Annotated in this window: 14 protein-coding genes and 1 tRNA gene; 3 read left to right on the top strand and 12 right to left on the bottom strand. The window is 55.3% G+C overall.

What is annotated here, in order from left to right:
• Nucleotides 1-12: 12 nt before the first annotated feature.
• The 7 genes from ACZRJQ_RS20255 to rpsU all read right to left on the bottom strand — a co-directional run bounded on the left by ACZRJQ_RS20255 (nt 13) and on the right by rpsU (nt 10493).
• Entirely contained in the window at nt 13-1695 is a 1683-nt protein-coding gene (locus ACZRJQ_RS20255; protein ID WP_463980081.1) for a flavin monoamine oxidase family protein, read from the bottom strand.
• Nucleotides 1696-1845: 150 nt separating this feature from the next.
• Nucleotides 1846-2298 carry an Lrp/AsnC family transcriptional regulator gene (locus tag ACZRJQ_RS20250; protein WP_463980080.1) on the bottom strand — a complete coding sequence of 151 codons (453 nt, stop codon included), beginning with the start codon at nt 2296-2298 and terminating at the stop codon, nt 1846-1848.
• 48 nt (nt 2299-2346) lie between these two features.
• A tRNA-Ile gene (locus ACZRJQ_RS20245) sits at nt 2347-2423 on the bottom strand.
• Nucleotides 2424-2438: 15 nt separating this feature from the next.
• Nucleotides 2439-5810: a bifunctional diguanylate cyclase/phosphodiesterase gene (locus ACZRJQ_RS20240; protein WP_463980079.1), complete on the bottom strand. Its 3372-nt coding sequence runs from the start codon at nt 5808-5810 to the stop codon at nt 2439-2441.
• Nucleotides 5811-5935: 125 nt separating this feature from the next.
• Nucleotides 5936-7783: an RNA polymerase sigma factor RpoD gene (gene rpoD, locus ACZRJQ_RS20235; RefSeq protein ID WP_463980078.1), complete on the bottom strand. Its 1848-nt coding sequence runs from the start codon at nt 7781-7783 to the stop codon at nt 5936-5938.
• A 67-nt stretch (nt 7784-7850) separates the two neighbouring features.
• A complete protein-coding gene (gene dnaG, locus ACZRJQ_RS20230; RefSeq protein WP_463980077.1) occupies nt 7851-9800 on the bottom strand; it encodes a DNA primase in 1950 nt (649 codons plus the stop codon).
• A 477-nt stretch (nt 9801-10277) separates the two neighbouring features.
• Nucleotides 10278-10493: a 30S ribosomal protein S21 gene (rpsU, locus tag ACZRJQ_RS20225; RefSeq protein ID WP_002551877.1), complete on the bottom strand. Its 216-nt coding sequence runs from the start codon at nt 10491-10493 to the stop codon at nt 10278-10280.
• A gap of 198 nt (nt 10494-10691) precedes the next feature.
• Between rpsU and tsaD the strand changes: the two genes are divergently transcribed.
• On the top strand, nt 10692-11717 hold the full coding sequence (gene tsaD, locus ACZRJQ_RS20220) for a tRNA (adenosine(37)-N6)-threonylcarbamoyltransferase complex transferase subunit TsaD (protein ID WP_463980076.1): 1026 nt from the start codon (nt 10692-10694) through the stop codon (nt 11715-11717).
• Nucleotides 11718-11772: 55 nt separating this feature from the next.
• On the opposite strand, the gene plsY is transcribed toward tsaD, so the two are convergent.
• Nucleotides 11773-12342: a glycerol-3-phosphate 1-O-acyltransferase PlsY gene (plsY, locus tag ACZRJQ_RS20215; RefSeq protein ID WP_463980075.1), complete on the bottom strand. Its 570-nt coding sequence runs from the start codon at nt 12340-12342 to the stop codon at nt 11773-11775.
• Between the two features lie 74 nt (nt 12343-12416).
• Between plsY and folB the strand changes: the two genes are divergently transcribed.
• Together folB and folK are read left to right on the top strand one after the other, a co-directional pair.
• The gene (gene folB / locus ACZRJQ_RS20210) at nt 12417-12770 is read left to right on the top strand and encodes a dihydroneopterin aldolase (RefSeq protein WP_095031104.1); all 354 of its coding nucleotides are present in this window, start codon (nt 12417-12419) and stop codon (nt 12768-12770) included.
• A complete protein-coding gene (gene folK / locus ACZRJQ_RS20205) occupies nt 12761-13285 on the top strand; it encodes a 2-amino-4-hydroxy-6-hydroxymethyldihydropteridine diphosphokinase (protein WP_463980074.1) in 525 nt (174 codons plus the stop codon). The genes folB and folK overlap by 10 nt, the downstream gene beginning before the upstream one ends.
• A gap of 107 nt (nt 13286-13392) precedes the next feature.
• Here the strand turns inward: folK and ACZRJQ_RS20200 are convergent, their stop codons facing one another.
• The 4 genes from ACZRJQ_RS20200 to ACZRJQ_RS20185 all read right to left on the bottom strand — a co-directional run bounded on the left by ACZRJQ_RS20200 (nt 13393) and on the right by ACZRJQ_RS20185 (nt 19545).
• Complete coding sequence (locus ACZRJQ_RS20200; protein WP_463980073.1) at nt 13393-14622, bottom strand: multifunctional CCA addition/repair protein; 1230 nt, start codon at nt 14620-14622, stop codon at nt 13393-13395.
• 61 nt (nt 14623-14683) lie between these two features.
• Entirely contained in the window at nt 14684-16246 is a 1563-nt protein-coding gene (locus tag ACZRJQ_RS20195) for a SpoVR family protein (RefSeq protein ID WP_463980072.1), read from the bottom strand.
• A complete protein-coding gene (locus ACZRJQ_RS20190) occupies nt 16243-17517 on the bottom strand; it encodes a YeaH/YhbH family protein (RefSeq protein ID WP_463980071.1) in 1275 nt (424 codons plus the stop codon). The genes ACZRJQ_RS20195 and ACZRJQ_RS20190 overlap by 4 nt, the downstream gene beginning before the upstream one ends.
• Before the next feature lie 105 nt (nt 17518-17622).
• Nucleotides 17623-19545 carry a PrkA family serine protein kinase gene (locus ACZRJQ_RS20185; protein WP_019409846.1) on the bottom strand — a complete coding sequence of 641 codons (1923 nt, stop codon included), beginning with the start codon at nt 19543-19545 and terminating at the stop codon, nt 17623-17625.
• Between the last annotated feature and the right edge of the window lie 53 nt (nt 19546-19598).

Raw genomic sequence — 19598 nt, 5'->3', positions numbered from 1 at the left:
GTGGGGGCGAGGTCAATCGGGCAGAGCTATCGGGCCGATCTCATGAAACACATCGCCCGGGCCTGGGTTGCTGGCGTGGGTGCTGCCGCCAAAGTGGGTCATGATGCCCCAAACCGCATTCAATGAGGTTTGCACTGCGCCCTCAACCCAGGCAGGTGTCCATGACACATCATCGCCAGCGATAAAAATCCCACGTTGCTCGCTGGGCAAGTCTTGCTGCATAAAGTGCGCGTACATTCGCTGGTTGTAGCGATAGTGCCCTGGCAGTGCGCCCTTGAAGGCGCCGAGGAAATGCGGGTCGGACTCCCACGAGATGGTGATGGGGTCGCCAATGATACGGCTGGCAATATCCACTTTTGGGTAGATTTTCTTCAGTGAGTCGAGTGCCAATTTGACGCGCTTTTCAACAGGGTGCGGAAGCATTTTCAGCGCATCGCTCATCCATGAGTACGACAGACAAATCACTCCCGGCTTGTCATCGCCATTGTCGAAAAGGTAAGTGCCACGGGTCAGGCGATCGGTGAGCGTCATGCTCATCAGGTCGCGGCCGGTCTCGGGGTCTTTGTCTTTCCAGAACGGGCGATCAACCATGACGAAGGTTTTGGATGATTGCATGTAGCGTGTACGGTCCAGTGCCATCCACACCTTTTGTGAAAACAGCGACTCTTCGCATTCAATTTGCGTGGTCAGCAGCCAGCTTTGGCAAGTGACCAGCACGGCCTCATAAGGGCGTGTTACGCCAAGGTTGTCGGTGACCGAAAACTGGCCATCTGCTGCACGGCAAATACTCTTGACCCCTGTGCGTGGCGCCCCGTGGTGCAGTGAGCTGAGGCTAGTGCCAACTGGCCAGTGAGCGCAGCGCTCGGGCGCATGACGCCAGATGCCCAGCGGCACTTGCTCAACGCCACCCACCACCAAGTGTTGATGGTCATCGCAGTTGGTCATCACCACGCGAAAAATCTCGAGCATTGAGTTCGGGAAGTCCGAATCCCAGCCGCCCGTGCCAAAGCCGACCTGACCAAACACCTCGCGGTGCTGAAAAGACAGTTTGGCAAAGGCTTTGGACGTTGCGACGAAGTCATAGAACGTGCGGTCGTCCCACAGCGGAACCAGTGTGTTCCAGAGTTCTTTGAGGCGCGGGACGTCGCGATCACGTATGGCCTGCTGAATATCGCCAAAGCGCGAGCCTTCTTCCAGCGCATCAGCCCAAGCGTCGGCCACTTCCTGAAACAAGGCCGGCAAGTCAGCCAGTTTTTGTGCGTAGAAGGTCTGACCTTCAAGGTCGATAACGGTGCTGCCAGAGGCGGGTGTTAGCGGGTTGGGAAAGGGCTTTGTTTCGAGGCCCAGTTTGTCAACGTAGTGGTAAAACGCCGTTGAAGAGACTGGGAAACGCATGCCGCCCAGCTCGGCAATTACCCCTTCGCTGCCTTCAAAGGCTTGGGAGCGCAAACGGCCACCCATTTTTGAGGCTTCATACACCACAGGTTTGAGGCCTAACTTCATCAGCTCATAAGCGGCCACCATACCGGCCATGCCTGCGCCGACAATCGCCACTTCGGCACCCTGCTTATGGGCGGGAATGCTGCCCAATCCGGCCGGATGTTCGATCCAGTCATCAAAGGCAAAGGGGAAGTCTGGGCCGAAGATAGTGACCGGTTTTTTCCCATCAACTGGGTGGCGATTATTCTTGTTCATGGCTGACCTTGCTGGCGACCCGCGTTTAACGCTGAGTATAGGAAAAGACAGGCACCATGATAGGGAGCGCAGAGCACGTTAATAAGACGCAAAGTGTCGTCGTTATGGCTTTTGTTTGGTCGATATGACGAAGTTTGCGGTCGAAATGACTTATCCACGATCGACTTTGCTGCTGAGGATGATCGACGTTGTGGTTTTCTCGACCCCTTCGACGCTGCCGATTTGATCAAGCAATTGGTCTAGCTGCTCGGGGGAGTCGCTGCGCAGCCAAGCTACGTAATCGAATTCGCCGCTGACCGCGCACAGTTGCTGTACTTGGGCCATCGCACTCAAGCGCCGTACCACTTCTTTGCCGGAGCGTGGTTGCACGGTGATCCCCACGTAAGCCTGCAAACCACCCTCAATCAGGCGCTGGCCCAGACGAACGCCATAACCGGTGATGACCCCGTTTTTTTCCAGTCGTGCTAGCCGCGATGTCACGGTGGTGCGTGCAATCCCCAACTGACGTGCCAGCATCGCGACGCTTTCACGGGCATTGAGCTGCAAGGCCGCAATTAATTGACGGTCAATTTCATCCAGTGCGCACGAGCGGGTATCAGACAAAGGAAGACTCCAGATACACAAAAGCCGCGCAGTGCGCGGCTTTGAGTTTGGTGGGCCCAGTAGGACTCGAACCTACGACCAAGGGATTATGAGTCCCCTGCTCTAACCAACTGAGCTATAGGCCCTCAGTAAGTCGCGGATTATAACGATGGTTTCTCGGCAGTGCTATCCGAAAAGTCCGAAATAGAGATGCGAAGAAAGGTTGCGGCGAATTCTTCTGCCGATAAAGGCACGCTGACGATGTAGCCCTGTATTTGTTCGCAGCCTTCGTCAGTCAAGAAATCCTGCTGGGCTTGGGTTTCGACACCTTCGGCAATGATGGTGAATTGCATGCTGCGCCCTAGCGCGACAATGGCGCGCACGATTGCGGCATCGTGCGGGTCGTCGGGTAGGCCGCGTATGAACGATTGGTCGATTTTCAGTGTGTCCAGCGGTAAGCGTTTGAGGTAACTCAGGGACGAGTAGCCGGTACCGAAATCGTCGATAGCCAGTTGCACGCCAAGTACTTTGAGTTGATGCAAGACTGCGAGCGCTTCTTCTGCTTGGCTCATGATGAAGTTTTCGGTGATCTCCAGCTGTAAGCAGCCGGGTTTGAGTTGGTTGTTTTTTAGCAGTTGCTGGATGCGGCTCAGCAATGTTGGTTGGCGCAGTTGCACGCCCGCCAAGTTGACTGAGACGTGGCCGAAAGGCTCGTAGGTCTGGTTCCAGCTATTGAGTTGCAGGCAGGCGCGCTCCAGTACCCAGTCACCAATCTGGATGATCATGCCGTTCTCTTCGGCCAGCGGGATGAACCGCTCGGGGGGGATTTCTCCCAATGTTGGGTGCTTCCAACGAATCAAAGCCTCTGCCCCCACAAGCCGCAGATCGTGCAGGCTGATTTGTGGTTGGTAAAACAACGAAAGCTCGTTGCGCTCAAGGGCGCGTCGTAATTCTTGTTCGAGCAGCACGCGCTGGCTGGCCTGGGAGGTGAGGTCGCGGGTGTAGCGTTCGACGCGGTTACGGCCTTTGAGTTTGGAGCGGTACATAGCGGCGTCGGCGTGTTTGACTAACGAGGCCACATCGTCGCCGTCTTCTGGGTAAATGCTGAACCCGATGCTGGCGCTAATGAATAACTCGTGTTCACCCGCCGCAAAGGGGGCGTTGAAACACGCCAGCAGTTTGTCGGCAATCAGCTCGGCATCCCCAGGGTGATGGAGCCCGGGCAGTAGGATGATGAACTCATCACCCCCTAGACGGGCGACGGTGTCGAGATCGCGCAGTTGGTCTTTGAGGCGTGTCGCAATGCCTTTGAGCAAGAGGTCGCCGACGGGATGCCCCAGGCTGTCATTGATGTTTTTGAAGCGATCAAGATCCAGAAACACAACGGCGCCGTGTTGGAAATTACTGTCTTGATCTGACAGAACCTGTTGCAGTCGATTTTCAAACAGCAAGCGATTGGGCAAACCGGTCAATGGGTCGTGGTGAGCTTGATAGTCGAGACGTGCCTGAGCCTGTTTCAGGCTGGAAATATCGGCAAATACGGCAACAAAGTGAGTGACGAGGTTTTCGCTGTTGCGCACAGCGTTGATGTTCATCCAGCTGGGATAAAACTGCCCGTTTTTACGTTTGTTATAGATCTCGCCTTGCCAGTGCCCTTCGCTTGTTAATTGATGCCACATGGCCGCGTAGAAAGCGCTGTCATGCTGCCCTGAAGATAAAAGGCGTGGGGTTTGGCCGAGGGTCTCACTTTCGCTGTAGCCGGTTATTTCGCTAAAGGCGCGGTTAACGGCAGTAATTCTTTGCCGTGTGTCCGTGAACAAAATCCCTTCGGCGGTGCTTTCAAAGACAGTGGCTGTTTGCAGCAGTTTCTCGTGCATCTGCTGACGATCAGTAATGTCGCGGGCGATGGTTAACATGCAGCTGTCGCTGCCGATCATCAGGGGCCTACTCGACACTTCGCAGAGCCGAAGCCTGCCGTTTTTATGTTGGATTTTGCATCTAAAGTCGCGCACAAAGCCGTGAAGTTTTAGCAGGGCTAATAACTCTGTTCGTTGTTGGCGATCTGCCCACAGGTTCAGGTCAAGGGTTGAGCGATAGAGAGAGTCAGCGCTGTCGTAACCCGTGATACGGCTGAAGCCCTCGTTTACCTCGATTAACAGGCCGTCACTTTGTCGGCTCAATAAAAGGCCGTCAGGTGAGGCATGAAAGGCTTTTGCGAACTTTTCTTCAGAAAGGCGCAGGGCTTCTTCGGTCTCTTTTGCTTCGCTGATATTGATCAGCAGGCCCCGTAATACCGGCTGTTGGTGATGGGTGGTGATGCTGATTATGTCGCGTAGCCACAGGGTTTTGCCGTCAGAGGTTTTTACCCTGTAATCCATGCTGTAGTCGCGCCCGGTCAGTACTTTTTGGGCGCTTTGAGCCTTGGCCCATTCCCGGTCGTCAGGATGCAAGATGCTGTACCAGAACCCCGGCGTTAGCCAGAGCGCCAGAGGATAGCCGAGTAAGGATTGGGCCTGAGGCGAGACAAAGGTGTAGGTGTAATCCTCCGGGTTTGCTTCCCAGGCTACGGCAGAAAGGCTTTCAATCAACCCTCTGTAGCGATATTCACTGCTGCGCAGTGCTTGTTCGAGGGCGACCCGTCGGGAAATCTCGGAGCGCAGTCGGCGATTGATGCGAATGACAATGGCCAGAATGGCAATCAGCAGCGCAATGCCGGGCAACACATAGAGCAGCAGGGTGCGCCATAGCGTTTGCATATCGACTAAATTGCCCATCCAGCGCTCTTGGATGGCAGCGGTTTCACCGGGCGTCATGCTGGCGAGCACTTTGTCGAGCAGGCCAAGCAGAACGATTTGATCTTTGGGAACGGCCATTGCCAGTTGGTAGCGATAGGGCGTTTCACCGCTGACATAAAGGCCATTGAGCTTGAGTTGGCGCAGGCTCCATACACTGGATGCAAGGTCGCCGACCATTGCATCCACTTGATCGGTGGCCAGTGCTTGCAGCGCTGAGCTGACATTGGGCAGAGGCACCAGGTTTAGGTCGGGATGTTGCGAGCGCAGCAGTTCATGGGGCGAATAATCTTCAACTACGGCTATCTTCAGGCCGTATAGATCATTCATGTTTCTTGGGGCCGCCCCGCCTTTGTGGGCGAGTATGACGATAGGGAAGTCGAGGTAGGGGCGAGTAAAGGCCAGGGTTTTTTGTCGCTCAGGGGTCGACATGATGCCCGGGAGCCACTCTATTTGGTTCTTTTCAGCCATCTCCAGCACATTTGCCCAGCCATAGGGCTCGACAGGTTTTATAGAGATGCCCAAACGGTTTTTGATCAGTTGCACATAGTCTGCGGCGAGACCGGTGTAGAGGCCTTGCTGGTCTCTAAACTCAAAAGGTGGCCATGAGGCATCAACGCCCAGTTTGAGTTCGGGATGATCTTTGAGCCATTGCTGTTCTTCGGAAGTAAATGTGAGGGCGAGCGCGGCCGAGCTCCAAGCGAGAAGCGACATTAACAAGATGGCCAGCAATCGTGACATGCGCGTCTCTTTAGTACTCTCGAATTAATCGAGTGTAGACGGGCTAAGGCACAAGTGATTACTACAGAGGGCGGGAGATTGTGTGGCTTAAAGCAAAACCCCCGGCAGGGCCGGGGGTTTTGTGATCACTCGTCGAGGAAGGAGCGCAGGTGCTCGCTTCTCGTCGGGTGGCGCAACTTGCGTAGCGCTTTGGCTTCGATCTGACGAATCCGCTCACGGGTAACGTCGAACTGCTTACCAACCTCCTCAAGGGTGTGGTCGGTATTCATGTCGATACCGAAGCGCATGCGCAGTACTTTGGCTTCACGTGCTGTGAGGCCGCCGAGTACGTCGCGTGTCGCTTCTTTAAGGCTCTCAACAGTGGCTACATCGATTGGCGACTGCATAGTCGAGTCTTCGATGAAGTCACCCAAATGGGAGTCTTCGTCATCACCGATTGGGGTTTCCATGGAGATCGGCTCTTTAGCGATCTTCAATACCTTACGGATTTTGTCCTCAGGCATTTCCATGCGTTCGCCCAGCTCTTCCGGGGTCGGTTCGCGACCCATTTCCTGCAACATCTGACGGGAAATACGGTTGAGCTTGTTGATCGTCTCGATCATGTGCACCGGAATACGAATGGTGCGGGCCTGGTCGGCAATCGAGCGAGTGATCGCCTGACGGATCCACCAGGTGGCATAAGTCGAGAATTTGTAGCCGCGGCGGTATTCAAACTTGTCTACCGCTTTCATCAAGCCGATGTTGCCTTCCTGGATCAGATCGAGGAATTGCAAGCCACGGTTGGTGTACTTCTTGGCAATGGAGATAACCAGACGCAAGTTGGCTTCAACCATTTCTTTCTTCGCACGGCGGGCTTTGGCCTCACCGATCGACATCCGACGGTTGATGTCCTTGATCTCGGCAATCTTCAAGCCCGTTTCGGCTTCAAGTGCAGACAGCTTTTGCTGGCAACGGATGATGTCCGGTTGCAGGCGACCAATGGCTTCAGCGTATTTGCTTTTGCCTTTGGCCAGCGCGTCGCTCCAGCTTTCGTCAACTTCGTTGCCCGGGAACAGGCGCAGGAAGTCAGTGCGCGGCATACGTGCATCACGCACACAAAGCTGCATGATGGCGCGTTCTTGCGCACGAAGACGCTCCAAAGCGCTGCGAACACGTTCAACCAGGCCTTCGAATTGCTTCGGGACCAGCTTGATTGGCATGAACAGCTCAGCCAGTGCAACCAGCTCAGCAATTGCTTGCTTGCTGCCACGGCCGTGCTTTTTCAGTGCCTTGCGTGCCACTTCCATCTGGTCGGACACGGCGCCAAAACGTTGAGCCGCGATGATCGGGTCAGGGCCGCTTTCGACCTCTTCCTCTTCCTCGGTGGACTCTTCCTTTTCGTCCTCATCCTCGTCGCCTTCGGCTTTCACCTTTTCGTCGACAGGAGGCGGCACTTCGGCTGCAGGTGGCGCAATACCATCGTCCGGGTCGATATAACCGCTAAGGACGTCGGACAGGCGGCCACCTTCGGTGGTGACGCGAGTGTACTCGGAGAGAATATGGTCAACCGTGCCAGGGAAGTGCGCGATTGCGCCCATCACTTCACGGATGCCTTCTTCGATACGCTTGGCGATTTCGATTTCGCCTTCACGTGTCAGCAGTTCTACCGTGCCCATTTCACGCATATACATGCGCACAGGGTCGGTAGTACGACCAATATCGGTCTCTACTGCCGCCAACGCAGCCGCTGCTTCTTCAGCAGCGGCTTCGTCGGTGTCAGCATCGGCCAACATAAGGGCGTCCGCATCCGGAGCACTCTCGTGTACGGGGATCCCCATGTCATTAATCATGCGGATGATGTCTTCCACTTGCTCCGGATCTGAAATATCTTCGGGCAGGTGGTCGTTGACCTCTGCGTAAGTCAGATACTTCTGCTCACGGCCGAGGGTGATCAACTCTTTGATACGAGACTGCTGTTGCGCTTTTCCGGACATAACACCCTATCCACTGAAGGTCTTGGCGGGCAAAAAACAAGCCGAGGATTATACCTTAGCTATGACCTCACGCGCCAGTTGAGGTCGGGCTTGATGCGGGATTATTACGACCTAGAAGGTCGAGTAACTGATTTTTCTCCTCGCTACTTAGCTCGCCTTGACGTGCTTTTCGAAGAAGTTGTTCGAGTTTTCGCTCGCGTTGGCGAGCTGACAAGCTAGTTATGGTGTCGAAAAACTGTTGTTCAAGGTTGTCGGCATCAATTAGCCATTCCTTTTCCAGCAGCCTTTGCAGCAAGCGGCCCTGTTCGGTGCCGTGCCAGCGGGACAACAACTGTATAGAGCTTAGCTTAGGATTTTTCTGTACGGCTTCCACCAGAGCAATCAATAGCTGGTTATTGGTCTGATCTTCTGCGGCAAAGTGCTCGGCATCTTCAACTTTTTTAGCGAGTTGAGGGTGGTGCAATAGGGTGCGCAGGGCCGTCAGTGTGGGCGGCTCAACCCCGACCGGGATCCAGGCTTGCTCGCGCTCTGCGCCGCGCTTGCCTTTTTTGTCCCAAGGTTTGTTTTCCCACTTTTTGCCGCCAGTGCCCGACTTTTTCGGCGTCCATTCCTGTTGAGGCAGATACATGTCTGGCTGCTGGAAGTCGCTGTAGTCAGGCATTGCATCGTAATCAATACCCGGGTCGTAGGCAGGTTGTGCGGGTGCCGGCGCATTTTGAGCCAGTTGGCTGACCGCTTCGCTGTTGAGTCCGGTTATTTCACTCAATCGCTGACGCATTAAAGCGCGCAGGTTGGCGCCCGGTACTTTGTCGATCAGCGGAGCCGCCAGTGTGGCCATGTGGGCCTTGCCTTCCAACGATCGCGGGTCGGACTCTTCGGTCAATTGCTGGAAGAAGTAATCAGCCAGCGGCTGTGCGTGCTGATTGATGCGTGCCTTGAAAGCGTCGGTGCCTTCGGAGCGAACCAGGGTGTCCGGGTCTTCTCCTTCGGGTAAAAACAAAAAGCGGGCGCGGCGCCCATCCTGCAAGCAGGGCAGGGTGGCTTCAAGTGCTCGCCAGGCGGCATTACGGCCCGCTTGGTCGCCGTCAAAACAGAACAAAACGCTGGGCACAACGCGGAATAAGCGCTTCATGTGCTCTTCGCTGGTGGCGGTGCCGAGTGTGGCGACAGCATTGCGTAAGCCTTGTTGGGCCAGCGCGATGACGTCCATATAGCCTTCAACAACGATAATTTCATCGAGGCTGCGATTAAATTTGCGTGCTTCAAACAACCCGTAAAGCTCTTGGCCTTTGTGGAAGACAGGGGTTTCCGGGGAGTTCAGGTATTTGGGCTTGTCGTCGCCCAGCACTCGGCCGCCAAAGGCGATGATACGGCCGCGGCTGTCACGAATCGGGAACATGACGCGGTCGCGGAAGCGGTCGTAACGTTTGCCGGTTTCGGCATTTTCGACCAGCAGTCCGGCGTCGATCATGGCCTTTTGCTGTAGCGTGTCGCTGCTCAAATGCTTGTAAAGGTTGTCCCAGCCGGGCGGGGCGAAGCCCAGGCCAAAATCGCGAGCGATTTCTCCGGTCAGGCCGCGACCCTTCAAATAGTCCACCGCCGCTTTGCGTGCGGGGTGGCTTTTTAGTGCTTGGCGATAAAAGTCTGCGGCGGCTGTTAGCAGTGGGTACAGCGGCGAGTCAGTCGGTTGCCGAGGCTTGTGTGGGCGGCCGCTTTCTTCTCGCGGGATTTCCATGCCGGCGGCTTTGGCCAGCTCTTCGACAGCCTGAGGAAAATCCAGGTTGTCGTGGTCCATGATGAACCCGAGGGCATTGCCCCCAGCGCCGCAACCAAAGCAGTAATAAAACTGTTTGTCGGGGCTGACGCTAAAAGAGGGTGTTTTCTCTTTGTGGAACGGGCAGCAAGCCGTGTAGTTCTTGCCTGCTTTTTTCATTTGCACGCGCGAGCTGACGACGTCGACGATATCGGTACGGTTCAGAAGGTCGTCAATAAAGCTCTGGGGGATTAACCCGGCCATGGCGTTCTCGTCATCACGGTGCAGAAATTAACCCACATGAGAGGCTTGGTCATAAAGGCGTGCAGGCGGATGCTCTGCTCGATCGTGTGACGTCTGCTCAATCAATTTTTGGGGAGTGTATCTGTCGAAACGCATCTGACTAACGTTTTTAATCAGTGTGAATGTATTCGATAGGTGTTGCGCTCTGAGTCCGGCATCGACCAGTGGTAGGTCTCGGATAGCTCATAAGCAGGCACAGGAGAAATGCCTTGGGCTGATCGTCTTTGGGAAAATCAGAGAGGTGTGCTCGTCGGTAGCCTTGTAAGGCTCGTCAGTAAAGACGTGCACCGCTGGCTGTTAAAGCCAGGTCTGACGTGATGTAGCGCTTTGTCGCGGTCGCGTCTGCGGCCTTGACGATAGTGCATGTAACTTGCTGCAACTGCCTACGGCCCGGCTTTAGGCCGGGCTTGGCAGAAGCTTGCAACGAACGTCTGTGTATTAGTACAGACGAACGGCGCGGCGCTGCTCGCGCTGAACTTTCTTCGCGTGACGCTTAACAGCAGCTGCTGCTTTACGCTTACGCTCAGAAGTCGGCTTCTCGTAAAATTCGCGGCTGCGAACTTCAGCCAGTACACCGGCTTTTTCGCAGGAGCGCTTGAAACGACGCAGAGCTACGTCGAAGGGTTCGTTCTCTTTTACTTTGACGGCTGGCATCCAGAGCTACCTTCATTCATTACCGGGGTCAACGTCTCAAGGCAAAATCGCGTTGGAAGACGTCGGTTTTTAAGGGTTGCGGATGTTAACCCCTCATCGCCCGGAATGCAAAGCCTCTGATCGAAAACCGCTGGCCGGGGGCGGGAGTGGCGACTATTATGCGCGCCTTCGAATTTAGCCTCTACAAGGCGTAAACCCATGCTAGTACTGGGATTAGAAACCTCCTGCGACGAAACCGGCGTCGCGCTATACGACAGTGAACGCGGGCTTTTGGCCGACGCACTGTTCAGTCAGATCGACCTGCACCGAGCTTATGGCGGTGTGGTTCCGGAGCTGGCCTCAAGGGATCACGTCAAGCGCATGCTGCCCTTGATTCGTCAGGTGCTGGCCGAGGCTGACTGCGTACCGACCGAGATTGATGCAATTGCCTACACGGCGGGCCCGGGTTTGGTTGGAGCCCTTCTGGTTGGGGCTTCTTGTGCTCAGGCGCTGGCTTTTGCCTGGGGTATTCCTGCGCTGGGCGTGCACCACATGGAAGGTCATTTGTTGGCCCCTATGCTGGAGGAACAACCGCCTGAATTCCCGTTCGTCGCTTTGTTGGTGTCAGGCGGCCATACGCAGTTGGTTCGTGTTGATGGCATTGGTCAATACGAGCTTTTGGGCGAGACGCTCGATGATGCTGCGGGCGAGGCGTTTGACAAGACCGCTAAGATGATGGGGCTCAATTATCCGGGTGGCCCGGAAATCGCTCGTTTGGCGGCTCAAGGCGTGGCGGGGCGTTTTGTATTCCCGCGGCCCATGACAGACCGCCCGGGCCTTGAGTTCAGCTTCAGCGGGCTCAAAACCTTTGCACTGAACACTTGGCAGCGTTGTGTAGCGGCCGGAGATGACAGTGAGCAAACACGCTGTGACATTTCTCTAGCGTTTCAGCAGGCAGTGGTCGAGACCTTGACCATCAAATGCAAACGCGCCCTAAAGCACGCTGGCATGAAGCGTTTGGTGATAGCGGGCGGGGTCAGTGCGAACAAAGCTCTGCGTGTCTCGCTGGAAAAAATGCTTGGCGACATGGGTGGCAATGTTTTTTACGCTCGTCCGGAGTTCTGCACGGATAACGGCGCAATGATTGCGTTTGCAGGCTGCCAGCGCCTTCAGGCGGGGCAGCATGAAAGCTTGGCCATCAGCGTGCAGGCACGCTGGCCAATGGAGCAGCTCAAGCCCTTGTAAGGTTTGGGTTGGTGTTGCTTGTGGCGCGAACGTGAGTGTTGTTCACTCGGCTGATTCAAAAATGCCGTTCGCGCCCGGCCAGCAGGTCGCGTAAATTGCCGCGATGACGCCACACAATCAACATGGTTAGTGCACTCATGGGGAGCAACGCAGCAGGCTCTTGCCAGGCAAGCAGTGGCAGCGTCAGCGGTGTGGCGATTAGCGCGGCCAGTGAGCTGGTGCGCGTCAGTTGAAAGGTTAGTAGCCATGCTGCAATGGCGAGCAATGCGGCGGGAGGGTAAAGCCCCAGCAGCATACCAGCAGCGGTTGCGACGCCTTTGCCACCGCGAAAGCGAAAGTACACCGGGTACATGTGGCCGACCACCGCGCACACGCCAATCCAGGCTTGCTCCTGGAGTGAGCCTGCGAGCTGTTGGGTCAGCAAGACGGGCAAAAGGCCTTTGCACAGATCGCCGAGCAGGGTCAGGATGGCGAGCTTTTTGCCCGCAAGGCGCAACATGTTGGTTGCGCCAGCATTGCCTGAGCCACTCATTCGCGGATCGGGTTTTCCGGTCAGGCGGCTGAGCAAAATGGCGAAGGACAGAGAGCCAAGCAGGTAGGCGAGAATCGCCAGTAACCAAAACATGCTAACTATTCCGGGCGAGGACGCCCTGATTCTAACGGCGCATTGCGCCCTTGTCGTGCTGCGGAGAAGAGTGCTTGGACAGAGTGTTTATCGAAGGCCTGGAAGTTGACACCGTTATCGGTGCTTATGACTGGGAGCGTGGCATCCGCCAATGCCTGCGGCTCGATCTGAGCTTTGCGTGGGATAACCGCCCAGCGGCCGCAGGAGATGATCTGACATTGGCACTGGATTACGCGAGCGTATCGTCGCGCATTCAGGCATTCGCCGAGCAGGCTCAATTCCAACTGGTTGAAACCTTTGCTGAGCGTTTGGCTGAAGTATTGATGAGTGAATTCAATATTCCTTGGTTGCATCTCAAGCTGACCAAGCCCGGCGCCGTTGCGGCGGCCACAGGGGTGGGCGTGGAGATTGAGCGCGGATGCCGCTAACAGAGGTTTATTTGGGGCTGGGCAGCAATGTCGAGCGCGAAAAGCATTTGTGTGCCGGGCTCGACGCGCTTGCTGATTTTTTGCAGGACATGAAGTGTTCGGCGGTGTTTGAAAGCCAGCCAGTGGGCATCAAAAGTGGGCCTTTTTTCAATTTGGTGGTGTCAGCTAAAACTGATTTGCCATTAGCCGAGTTAAGTCGGCGTTTGAAGCTGATCGAAGCTGATAACGGACGTTATGCCCAAGATCGCAAAGGTTTGCCGCTGGATATTGATGTGCTCTTTTACAGCGATATGGTCGGCAATTTCGAGGGCTTGACCTTGCCGCGAGCCGAGATTCTCAAGAACGCGTTTGTGCTTTGGCCTTTGTCGTTGATTGCTCCAGACAAGGTGCATCCAGGCACGCGTATGACCCTCGGCCAAATGTGGGCAGATGCGCAGATTGACCAAGTGCTCGCCCCGGCGGCGTTTGAGTGGCGAGGTGAGCAACTCACGCCGGCGCAGATGCTTTCTAGCTAGACACTGCGTGAGTCCTCTCTTAAGGGCTGCTGAAGGCTGCGATCTTTTGCTTATTCAGGTTTAAAGATCAAAAGACCGCAGCCTTTGGCAGCTCCCGCCGTTTGATGTCAGTGCTTGGCCGCATCCTTGTAGGCTTGCAGAGCTTTGAGTCGTTCGCGCTTCAGGGCTTCGCCCAGCTCCGGGCCTTTAAAACCTTGCTCAAGCAGAGGTTGAACAGCCACCGCTTGAGCGGCCAAAGCGGCACCTCGCAAGTAGTCAGCTTGCGGGTAGGGTCGGTTTTCCAGCCCCAGACGCCCTTTGGCGTCCATCTCGCACGCGACGACAAACTCTTCAAAGCGTTGCGGTCGACGGTATACGTCAAAACGTTGCAGTAACTCCAAGAGTGTTGACGCCTTGAGCTCCAGTGCGCGATGACCATGTGTGTGGTATTCGCCCACCAGCAGGGCCAGTTCTTGGCAGTCTCTTGGCACTTTGTAGCGATCGTTGACGGCTTTGATCAGGCGCAGGCCTTTGTGCTCGTGGGCAATATGCCTTGGCCATTGGCTTTCAGGTGTAAGTCCTTTGCCTAAATCGTGTAGCAGGCAAGCCCAGCGCACGGTCAGTGGCTGCCCGTGTAATGCTGATTGTTCAAGTACGCTCAGCGTATGCACGCCGCTGTCGATTTCTGGGTGGTGAGCCGGAGGTTGCGGCACCCCAAACAAGGCGTCGACTTCAGGCAGTAGTACGTGCAGCGCATCACAGCTGCGCAATACCTCAATAAATACCTGCGGATAATCTTCCATCAGTGCGCGGGAAATTTCTTTCCAGCAGCGCTCCGGGGTCAGGGCTTTCAGCTCGCCCGAGTGCGACAGTTGGCGCATCAGCTCTAGCGTTTCGGGGGCGACACTGAAACCTAGCCCGGCATAGCGCGCGGCGAAGCGGGCAACACGCAGCACTCGGAGTGGATCTTCGGCGAATGCGGGTGAAACGTGGCGTAAAACACGAGCTTCGAGATCGCGCTGGCCTTGGTAGGGGTCAGTCAAATTGCCGGCATCATCTTCGGCCATCGCATTGATGGTCAGGTCGCGTCGGATTAAGTCTTCTTCAAGAGTGACGTCAGGGCTGGCGTGGAACACAAAGCCGCCATAGCCGTGACCACTTTTGCGCTCGGTGCGTGCCAGCGCATATTCTTCACCGGTTTTTGGGTGGAGAAATACCGGGAAATCTGAACCCACCGGGCGAAATCCTTTGGCGAGCATCTGCTCGGCAGTGGCGCCAACCACCACCCAATCGATGTCTGTGACGGGTTTGCCCAGTAAGCGGTCGCGAACCGCGCCGCCCACTTTATAGATCTGCATAAGAAGCCTCCGTTAGCGCGACAGGATAACCCTTGTCTTATCAAAACGGAGGCTGGCGTGATTACAAATGGATGGCTGACAGATCCAGTCGTCCATAGTCCCCGTCACCATGTTCGCCTTTAGGGGGTACATGGTGGACCTTCATCACCTGATCGCCCTGGAGGGTTTCGAGGTGGATATCAAAACCCCACAACCTGTGCAGATGCTTGAGTACCTCGTCAGTGGAGTCGCCCAGTGGTTTGCGGTCATGTTGCTGGTGGCGAAGGGTCAGGGAGCGGTCACCTCGGCGGTCGATGCTCCAGATTTGTACGTTTGGCTCTCGATTGCCCAAGTTGTACTGCGCAGCCAGCGTTTCACGAATGATGCGGTAGCCGTTTTCGTCATGAATAGCGGGCACCAGTAAATCGTCCTTTTGATCATCGTCCATGATGCTGAACAGTTTGAGGTCACGGATAACCTTGGGCGACAGGTATTGCAGGATAAAACTCTCATCCTTGAAGCTGCTCATGGCGAACTTGATGCTTGATAGCCAATCACTGCCTGCTATGTCCGGGAACCAACGATAGTCCTCCTCGGTAGGGCTCTCGCAGATGCGGCGAATATCGCGGTACATCGCAAAACCCAGTGCGTAGGGGTTGATCCCGCTGTAATACGGGCTGTCGAAGCCGGGCTGAAACACCACGCTGGTGTGGGAAGTGAGGAACTCCATCATGAAGCCTTCAGTCACCAAGCCTTCGTCGTACAAGTCGTTCATCAAGGTGTAGTGCCAGAAGGTTGCCCAGCCTTCGTTCATTACCTGAGTTTGGCGTTGTGGGTAAAAGTACTGGGCGATTTTGCGCACAATACGCACCACTTCGCGCTGCCACGGCTCCAGTAAGGGGGCGTGTTTTTCGATGAAGTACAGGATGTTTTCCTGGGGTTCATCAGGGAAGCGAGCGTTGTCCTTCTCGCTGAACTTGTCAGCGCTTTTAGGGATGGTGCGCCACAGATCATTGATTTGCTTTTGCAGGTGCTCTTCGCGGTCTTTCTGGCGACGCCGCTCTTCTTCGGCGGAAATAGGGTAGGGCCGTTTGTAGCGGTCAACGCCGTAATTCATCAGTGCATGGCAGGAGTCGAGCAGGTCTTCTACTGCGTCGATGCCGTGGCGCTCTTCGCACTGCATGATGTACTGCTTGGCGAATACGAGGTAATCGATGATCGAACTGGCGTCGGTCCATGTGCGAAACAGGTAGTTGCCCTTGAAGAAGCTGTTATGGCCATAGCACGCGTGCGCAACCACGAGCGCCTGCATGCAGATGGTGTTTTCTTCCATCAGGTAAGCAATGCACGGGTCTGAGTTAATGACGATTTCGTAGGCCAGCCCCATTTGGCCTCGACTGTAGGACTTTTCGGTGCTTAAGAAGTGTTTGCCGTAAGACCAGTGGTGGTAACCCAGTGGCATGCCTACAGACGCGTAGGCATCCATCATTTGTTCGGCGGTAATGACTTCGATCTGGTTGGGATAGGTGTCCAGCGCATAGCGTTCCGCGAGGCGGCCGATTTCGCGGTCGTAGGCCTGGATCAGCTCAAAGGTCCACTCTGACCCTGTGGAGATGGGGTGGCGTTTATGCTCTTTGGCGGTCATGTCGCTAACCTGCGCTGGAAGAGTTCACGGAAGACCGGATAAATATCCCCGGCCGAGACCAGTTGCTGTTGAGCGAAGGTGTCGGAAAAAGCCTCTCTGATCCGCTCATATTCGAACCACAAAGCCTGATGTTCGCGTGGGGTGATTTCTACGTAAGTGTAGTACTGCACGAACGGCATGATCTGATTGATCAAAATGTCGCGGCAAATGGGTGAGTCGTCGTTCCAGTTATCGCCGTCGGAGGCCTGTGCGGCGTAGATGTTCCACTCGTTGGTCGGGTAGCGTTCGGCCATGATCTCCTGCATCAACTTGAGTGCGCTTGACACGATGGTGCCGCCGGTTTCCCGTGAATAGAAGAACTCCTCCTCGTCAACTTCGCGGGCGCTGGTGTGATGGCGAATAAACACCACGTCAATCTTGTCGTAGTTCCGCTTGAGGAACAGGTACAGCAGGATGAAGAAGCGTTTGGCGATGTCTTTGGTGGCTTGGGTCATGGAGCCCGAAACGTCCATCAGGCAAAACATCACTGCTTTTGAGCTGGGGTTGGGTTGTTTGACCAGCAAGTTGTATTTGAGGTCAAAGGTGTCGAGAAACGGCACGCGATGAATGCGTGCGCTCAGACGCTCTATTTCGGCTTCTATCTGTTTAATGTCGCCGAAATTGTCGGGTTCTTCGCGTTTTAGGCGTTCAAGTTCAGCTTTTGCCTCTCGCAGTTTGGCTCGGCTGCTGCCGGACAGAGCAATACGGCGTGCGTGGGCAGAGCGCAGGGTGCGAATGATGTTGATCCGGGACGGATTGCCCTCGTTGCTAATGCCGGCGCGCACCGTTTTGAAGGTGTCTGTGCCCGTCAGATTGCGTTTGACCAAGTTCGGCAGTTCGAGGTCTTCGAACATGAATTCGAGGAACTCTTCTTGGGTGATCTGGAATACGAACTCATCCATGCCTTCGCCGGAATTGCCCGCCTTGCCAGGCCCACCACCGCCACCCGCTCCCCCTTGAGGGCGCTGAATATGTTCGCCGCTGGTGAACTCCTTGTTGCCGGGGTGAACCACGGTTTGCTTGCCGCCACGGCCATGATGCAGCACGGGCTCATCAATATCGCGGCCCGGGATGCTGATTTGTTCACCATGCTCCATGTCAGTGATGGAGCGATGGCCTACGGCCTCTTCGACGGCCTTTTTGATGTGGTCACGGTAACGCCGCAGAAAACGCTGGCGGTTTACCGTGCTCTTGTTTTTGCCATTGAGGCGTCGGTCGATCACATAGCTCATGGGCCCCTCCGGGGAGCTTCAAGTGGTAAGCCTCAAGCTGCAAGGGAAGGCCGTCGCGGGTACGAGCGTTCTCTTGCAGCCTTGGGCTTGAAGCCAGTCGCTGTGTTACTGCGACTTTCTGACCCGCAGGTACCACTCGGAGAGCAGTCGTACTTGTTTGTCGGTGTAACCGCGCTCGACCATTCGTGTGACAAAGTCGTTGTGTTTTTGCTGGTCCTCTTTGCTCGCTTTGGCGTTGAAGCTGATAACTGGCAGCAGGTCCTCGGTGTTAGAGAACATTTTTTTCTCGATCACGACGCGCAGTTTTTCGTAGCTGAGCCATGTCGGGTTTTTGCCATTGTTGTTGGCACGGGCGCGCAGCACGAAGTTGACGATTTCGTTGCGGAAATCTTTCGGGTTGCTGATGCCTGCCGGTTTCTCGATTTTCTCCAGTTCTTCGTTGAGGGCGACACGGTTGAGGATCTCTCCGGTTTCAGGGTCGCGGTATTCCTGATCCTGAATCCAGAAGTCTGCGTACAGCACGTAGCGGTCGAAGATGTTTTGTCCGTATTCGCTGTAAGACTCAAGGTAGGCCGTTTGAATCTCTTTGCCGATGAACTCGATGTAGCGAGGCGCCAGATACTCTTTGAGAAAGCGCAGATAACGCTCGCGGGTTTCGGCCTGGAACTGTTCTTGCTCGATCTGTTGCTCAAGCACGTAAAGCAGGTGAACGGGGTTGGCCGCGATTTCATGCGGGTCAAAGTTGAAGACTTTGGACAGGATTTTGAACGCGAAACGAGTCGACAGGCCGTTCATGCCTTCGTCTACGCCCGCGCTGTCGCGGTATTCCTGAATCGACTTGGCTTTTGGGTCGGTGTCTTTAAGGTTTTCGCCGTCATAGACCCGCATTTTGGAGTAGATGTTGGAGTTTTCAGGCTCTTTAAGGCGTGACAGCACGGTGAATTGAGCGAGCATTTTCAGGGTGTCTGGCGCGCAATGAGCTTTGGCCAGCGAACTGTTGAACAACAGTTTGTCGTAGATCTTCACTTCGTCGCTGACCCGCAGGCAGTACGGCACTTTGACGATGTAGATCCGGTCGATAAAGGCTTCGTTGTTCTTGTTGTTGCGGAAGGTGTGCCACTCCGATTCGTTGGAGTGGGCCAGCAAAATCCCGGTAAAAGGAATTGCCCCTAAACCTTCGGTGCTGTTGTAGTTGCCTTCTTGAGTGGCGGTCAGCAGTGGGTGCAGCACTTTGATCGGTGCTTTGAACATTTCGACAAATTCCATCAGGCCTTGGTTGGCCCGGCACAGAGCGCCCGAGTAGCTGTAGGCGTCCGCGTCGTTTTGCGGGAATTCTTCGAGTTTTCGGATATCAACCTTGCCCACCAGCGCCGAAATGTCTTGGTTGTTCTCGTCGCCGGGTTCGGTTTTGGCCACACCGATCTGATTAAGAATCGAGGGATACAGCTTCACCACGCGGAACTGGCTGATATCGCCGCCAAATTCGGCCAGACGTTTGGTGGCCCACGGCGACATGATGGTGCTCAGGTAGCGTTTAGGGATGCCGAAGTCTTCTTCGAGAATCGCGCCATCTTCGGTGGCATTGAACAGGCCCAGAGGCGACTCAAACACCGGCGAGCCCTTGATGGCGTAGAAGGGGACTTTTTCGATCAGTTGTTTGAGTTTTTCAGCCAGCGACGACTTGCCGCCGCCGACGGGGCCGAGCAGATAGAGGATTTGCTTTTTCTCTTCCAGGCCCTGCGCCGCGTGGCGGAAGTAAGACACGATCTGGTCGATGCATTCTTCCATTCCATGAAAGTCTTCAAAGGCCGGATAGCGACGAATTACCTTGTTGGAAAAAATGCGCGATAACCGAGAGTTGGTCGAGGTGTCCAGTAGTTCGGGTTCACCAATGGCCAGTAGCAGCCTTTCGGCAGCGGAGGCATAAGCGCTTTTGTCTTGTTTGCACAGCTCAAGGTATTCCTGGAGCGTGAGCTCTTCTTGGCGTGTGGATTCAAAGCGTTGTTGGAAGTGGCTAAAAATACTCATGACGTCACCTCGCTCGATACGTGGAGCCGGCGACAGATCGGTCAGTTCGAGTG

The sequence above is a fragment of the Pseudomonas sp. E315 genome (genome assembly GCF_055406205.1).
The sequence above is the reverse complement of the archived record's forward strand: the minus strand, read 5'-3'. Positions and strand labels throughout refer to the sequence as shown.

What these genes read in the sequence shown, in the direction of transcription:
- ACZRJQ_RS20255 (WP_463980081.1), bottom strand. Translation starts at nt 1,695, where the DNA reads ATGAACAAGAATAATCGCCACCCAGTTGATGGGAAAAAACCGGTCACT.
- ACZRJQ_RS20240 (WP_463980079.1), bottom strand. Translation starts at nt 5,810, where the DNA reads ATGTCACGATTGCTGGCCATCTTGTTAATGTCGCTTCTCGCTTGGAGC.
- rpoD (WP_463980078.1), bottom strand. Translation starts at nt 7,783, where the DNA reads ATGTCCGGAAAAGCGCAACAGCAGTCTCGTATCAAAGAGTTGATCACC.
- dnaG (WP_463980077.1), bottom strand. Translation starts at nt 9,800, where the DNA reads ATGGCCGGGTTAATCCCCCAGAGCTTTATTGACGACCTTCTGAACCGT.
- rpsU (WP_002551877.1), bottom strand. Translation starts at nt 10,493, where the DNA reads ATGCCAGCCGTCAAAGTAAAAGAGAACGAACCCTTCGACGTAGCTCTG.
- tsaD (WP_463980076.1), top strand. Translation starts at nt 10,692, where the DNA reads ATGCTAGTACTGGGATTAGAAACCTCCTGCGACGAAACCGGCGTCGCG.
- plsY (WP_463980075.1), bottom strand. Translation starts at nt 12,342, where the DNA reads ATGTTTTGGTTACTGGCGATTCTCGCCTACCTGCTTGGCTCTCTGTCC.
- folK (WP_463980074.1), top strand. Translation starts at nt 12,761, where the DNA reads ATGCCGCTAACAGAGGTTTATTTGGGGCTGGGCAGCAATGTCGAGCGC.
- ACZRJQ_RS20200 (WP_463980073.1), bottom strand. Translation starts at nt 14,622, where the DNA reads ATGCAGATCTATAAAGTGGGCGGCGCGGTTCGCGACCGCTTACTGGGC.
- ACZRJQ_RS20195 (WP_463980072.1), bottom strand. Translation starts at nt 16,246, where the DNA reads ATGACCGCCAAAGAGCATAAACGCCACCCCATCTCCACAGGGTCAGAG.
- ACZRJQ_RS20190 (WP_463980071.1), bottom strand. Translation starts at nt 17,517, where the DNA reads ATGAGCTATGTGATCGACCGACGCCTCAATGGCAAAAACAAGAGCACG.
- ACZRJQ_RS20185 (WP_019409846.1), bottom strand. Translation starts at nt 19,545, where the DNA reads ATGAGTATTTTTAGCCACTTCCAACAACGCTTTGAATCCACACGCCAA.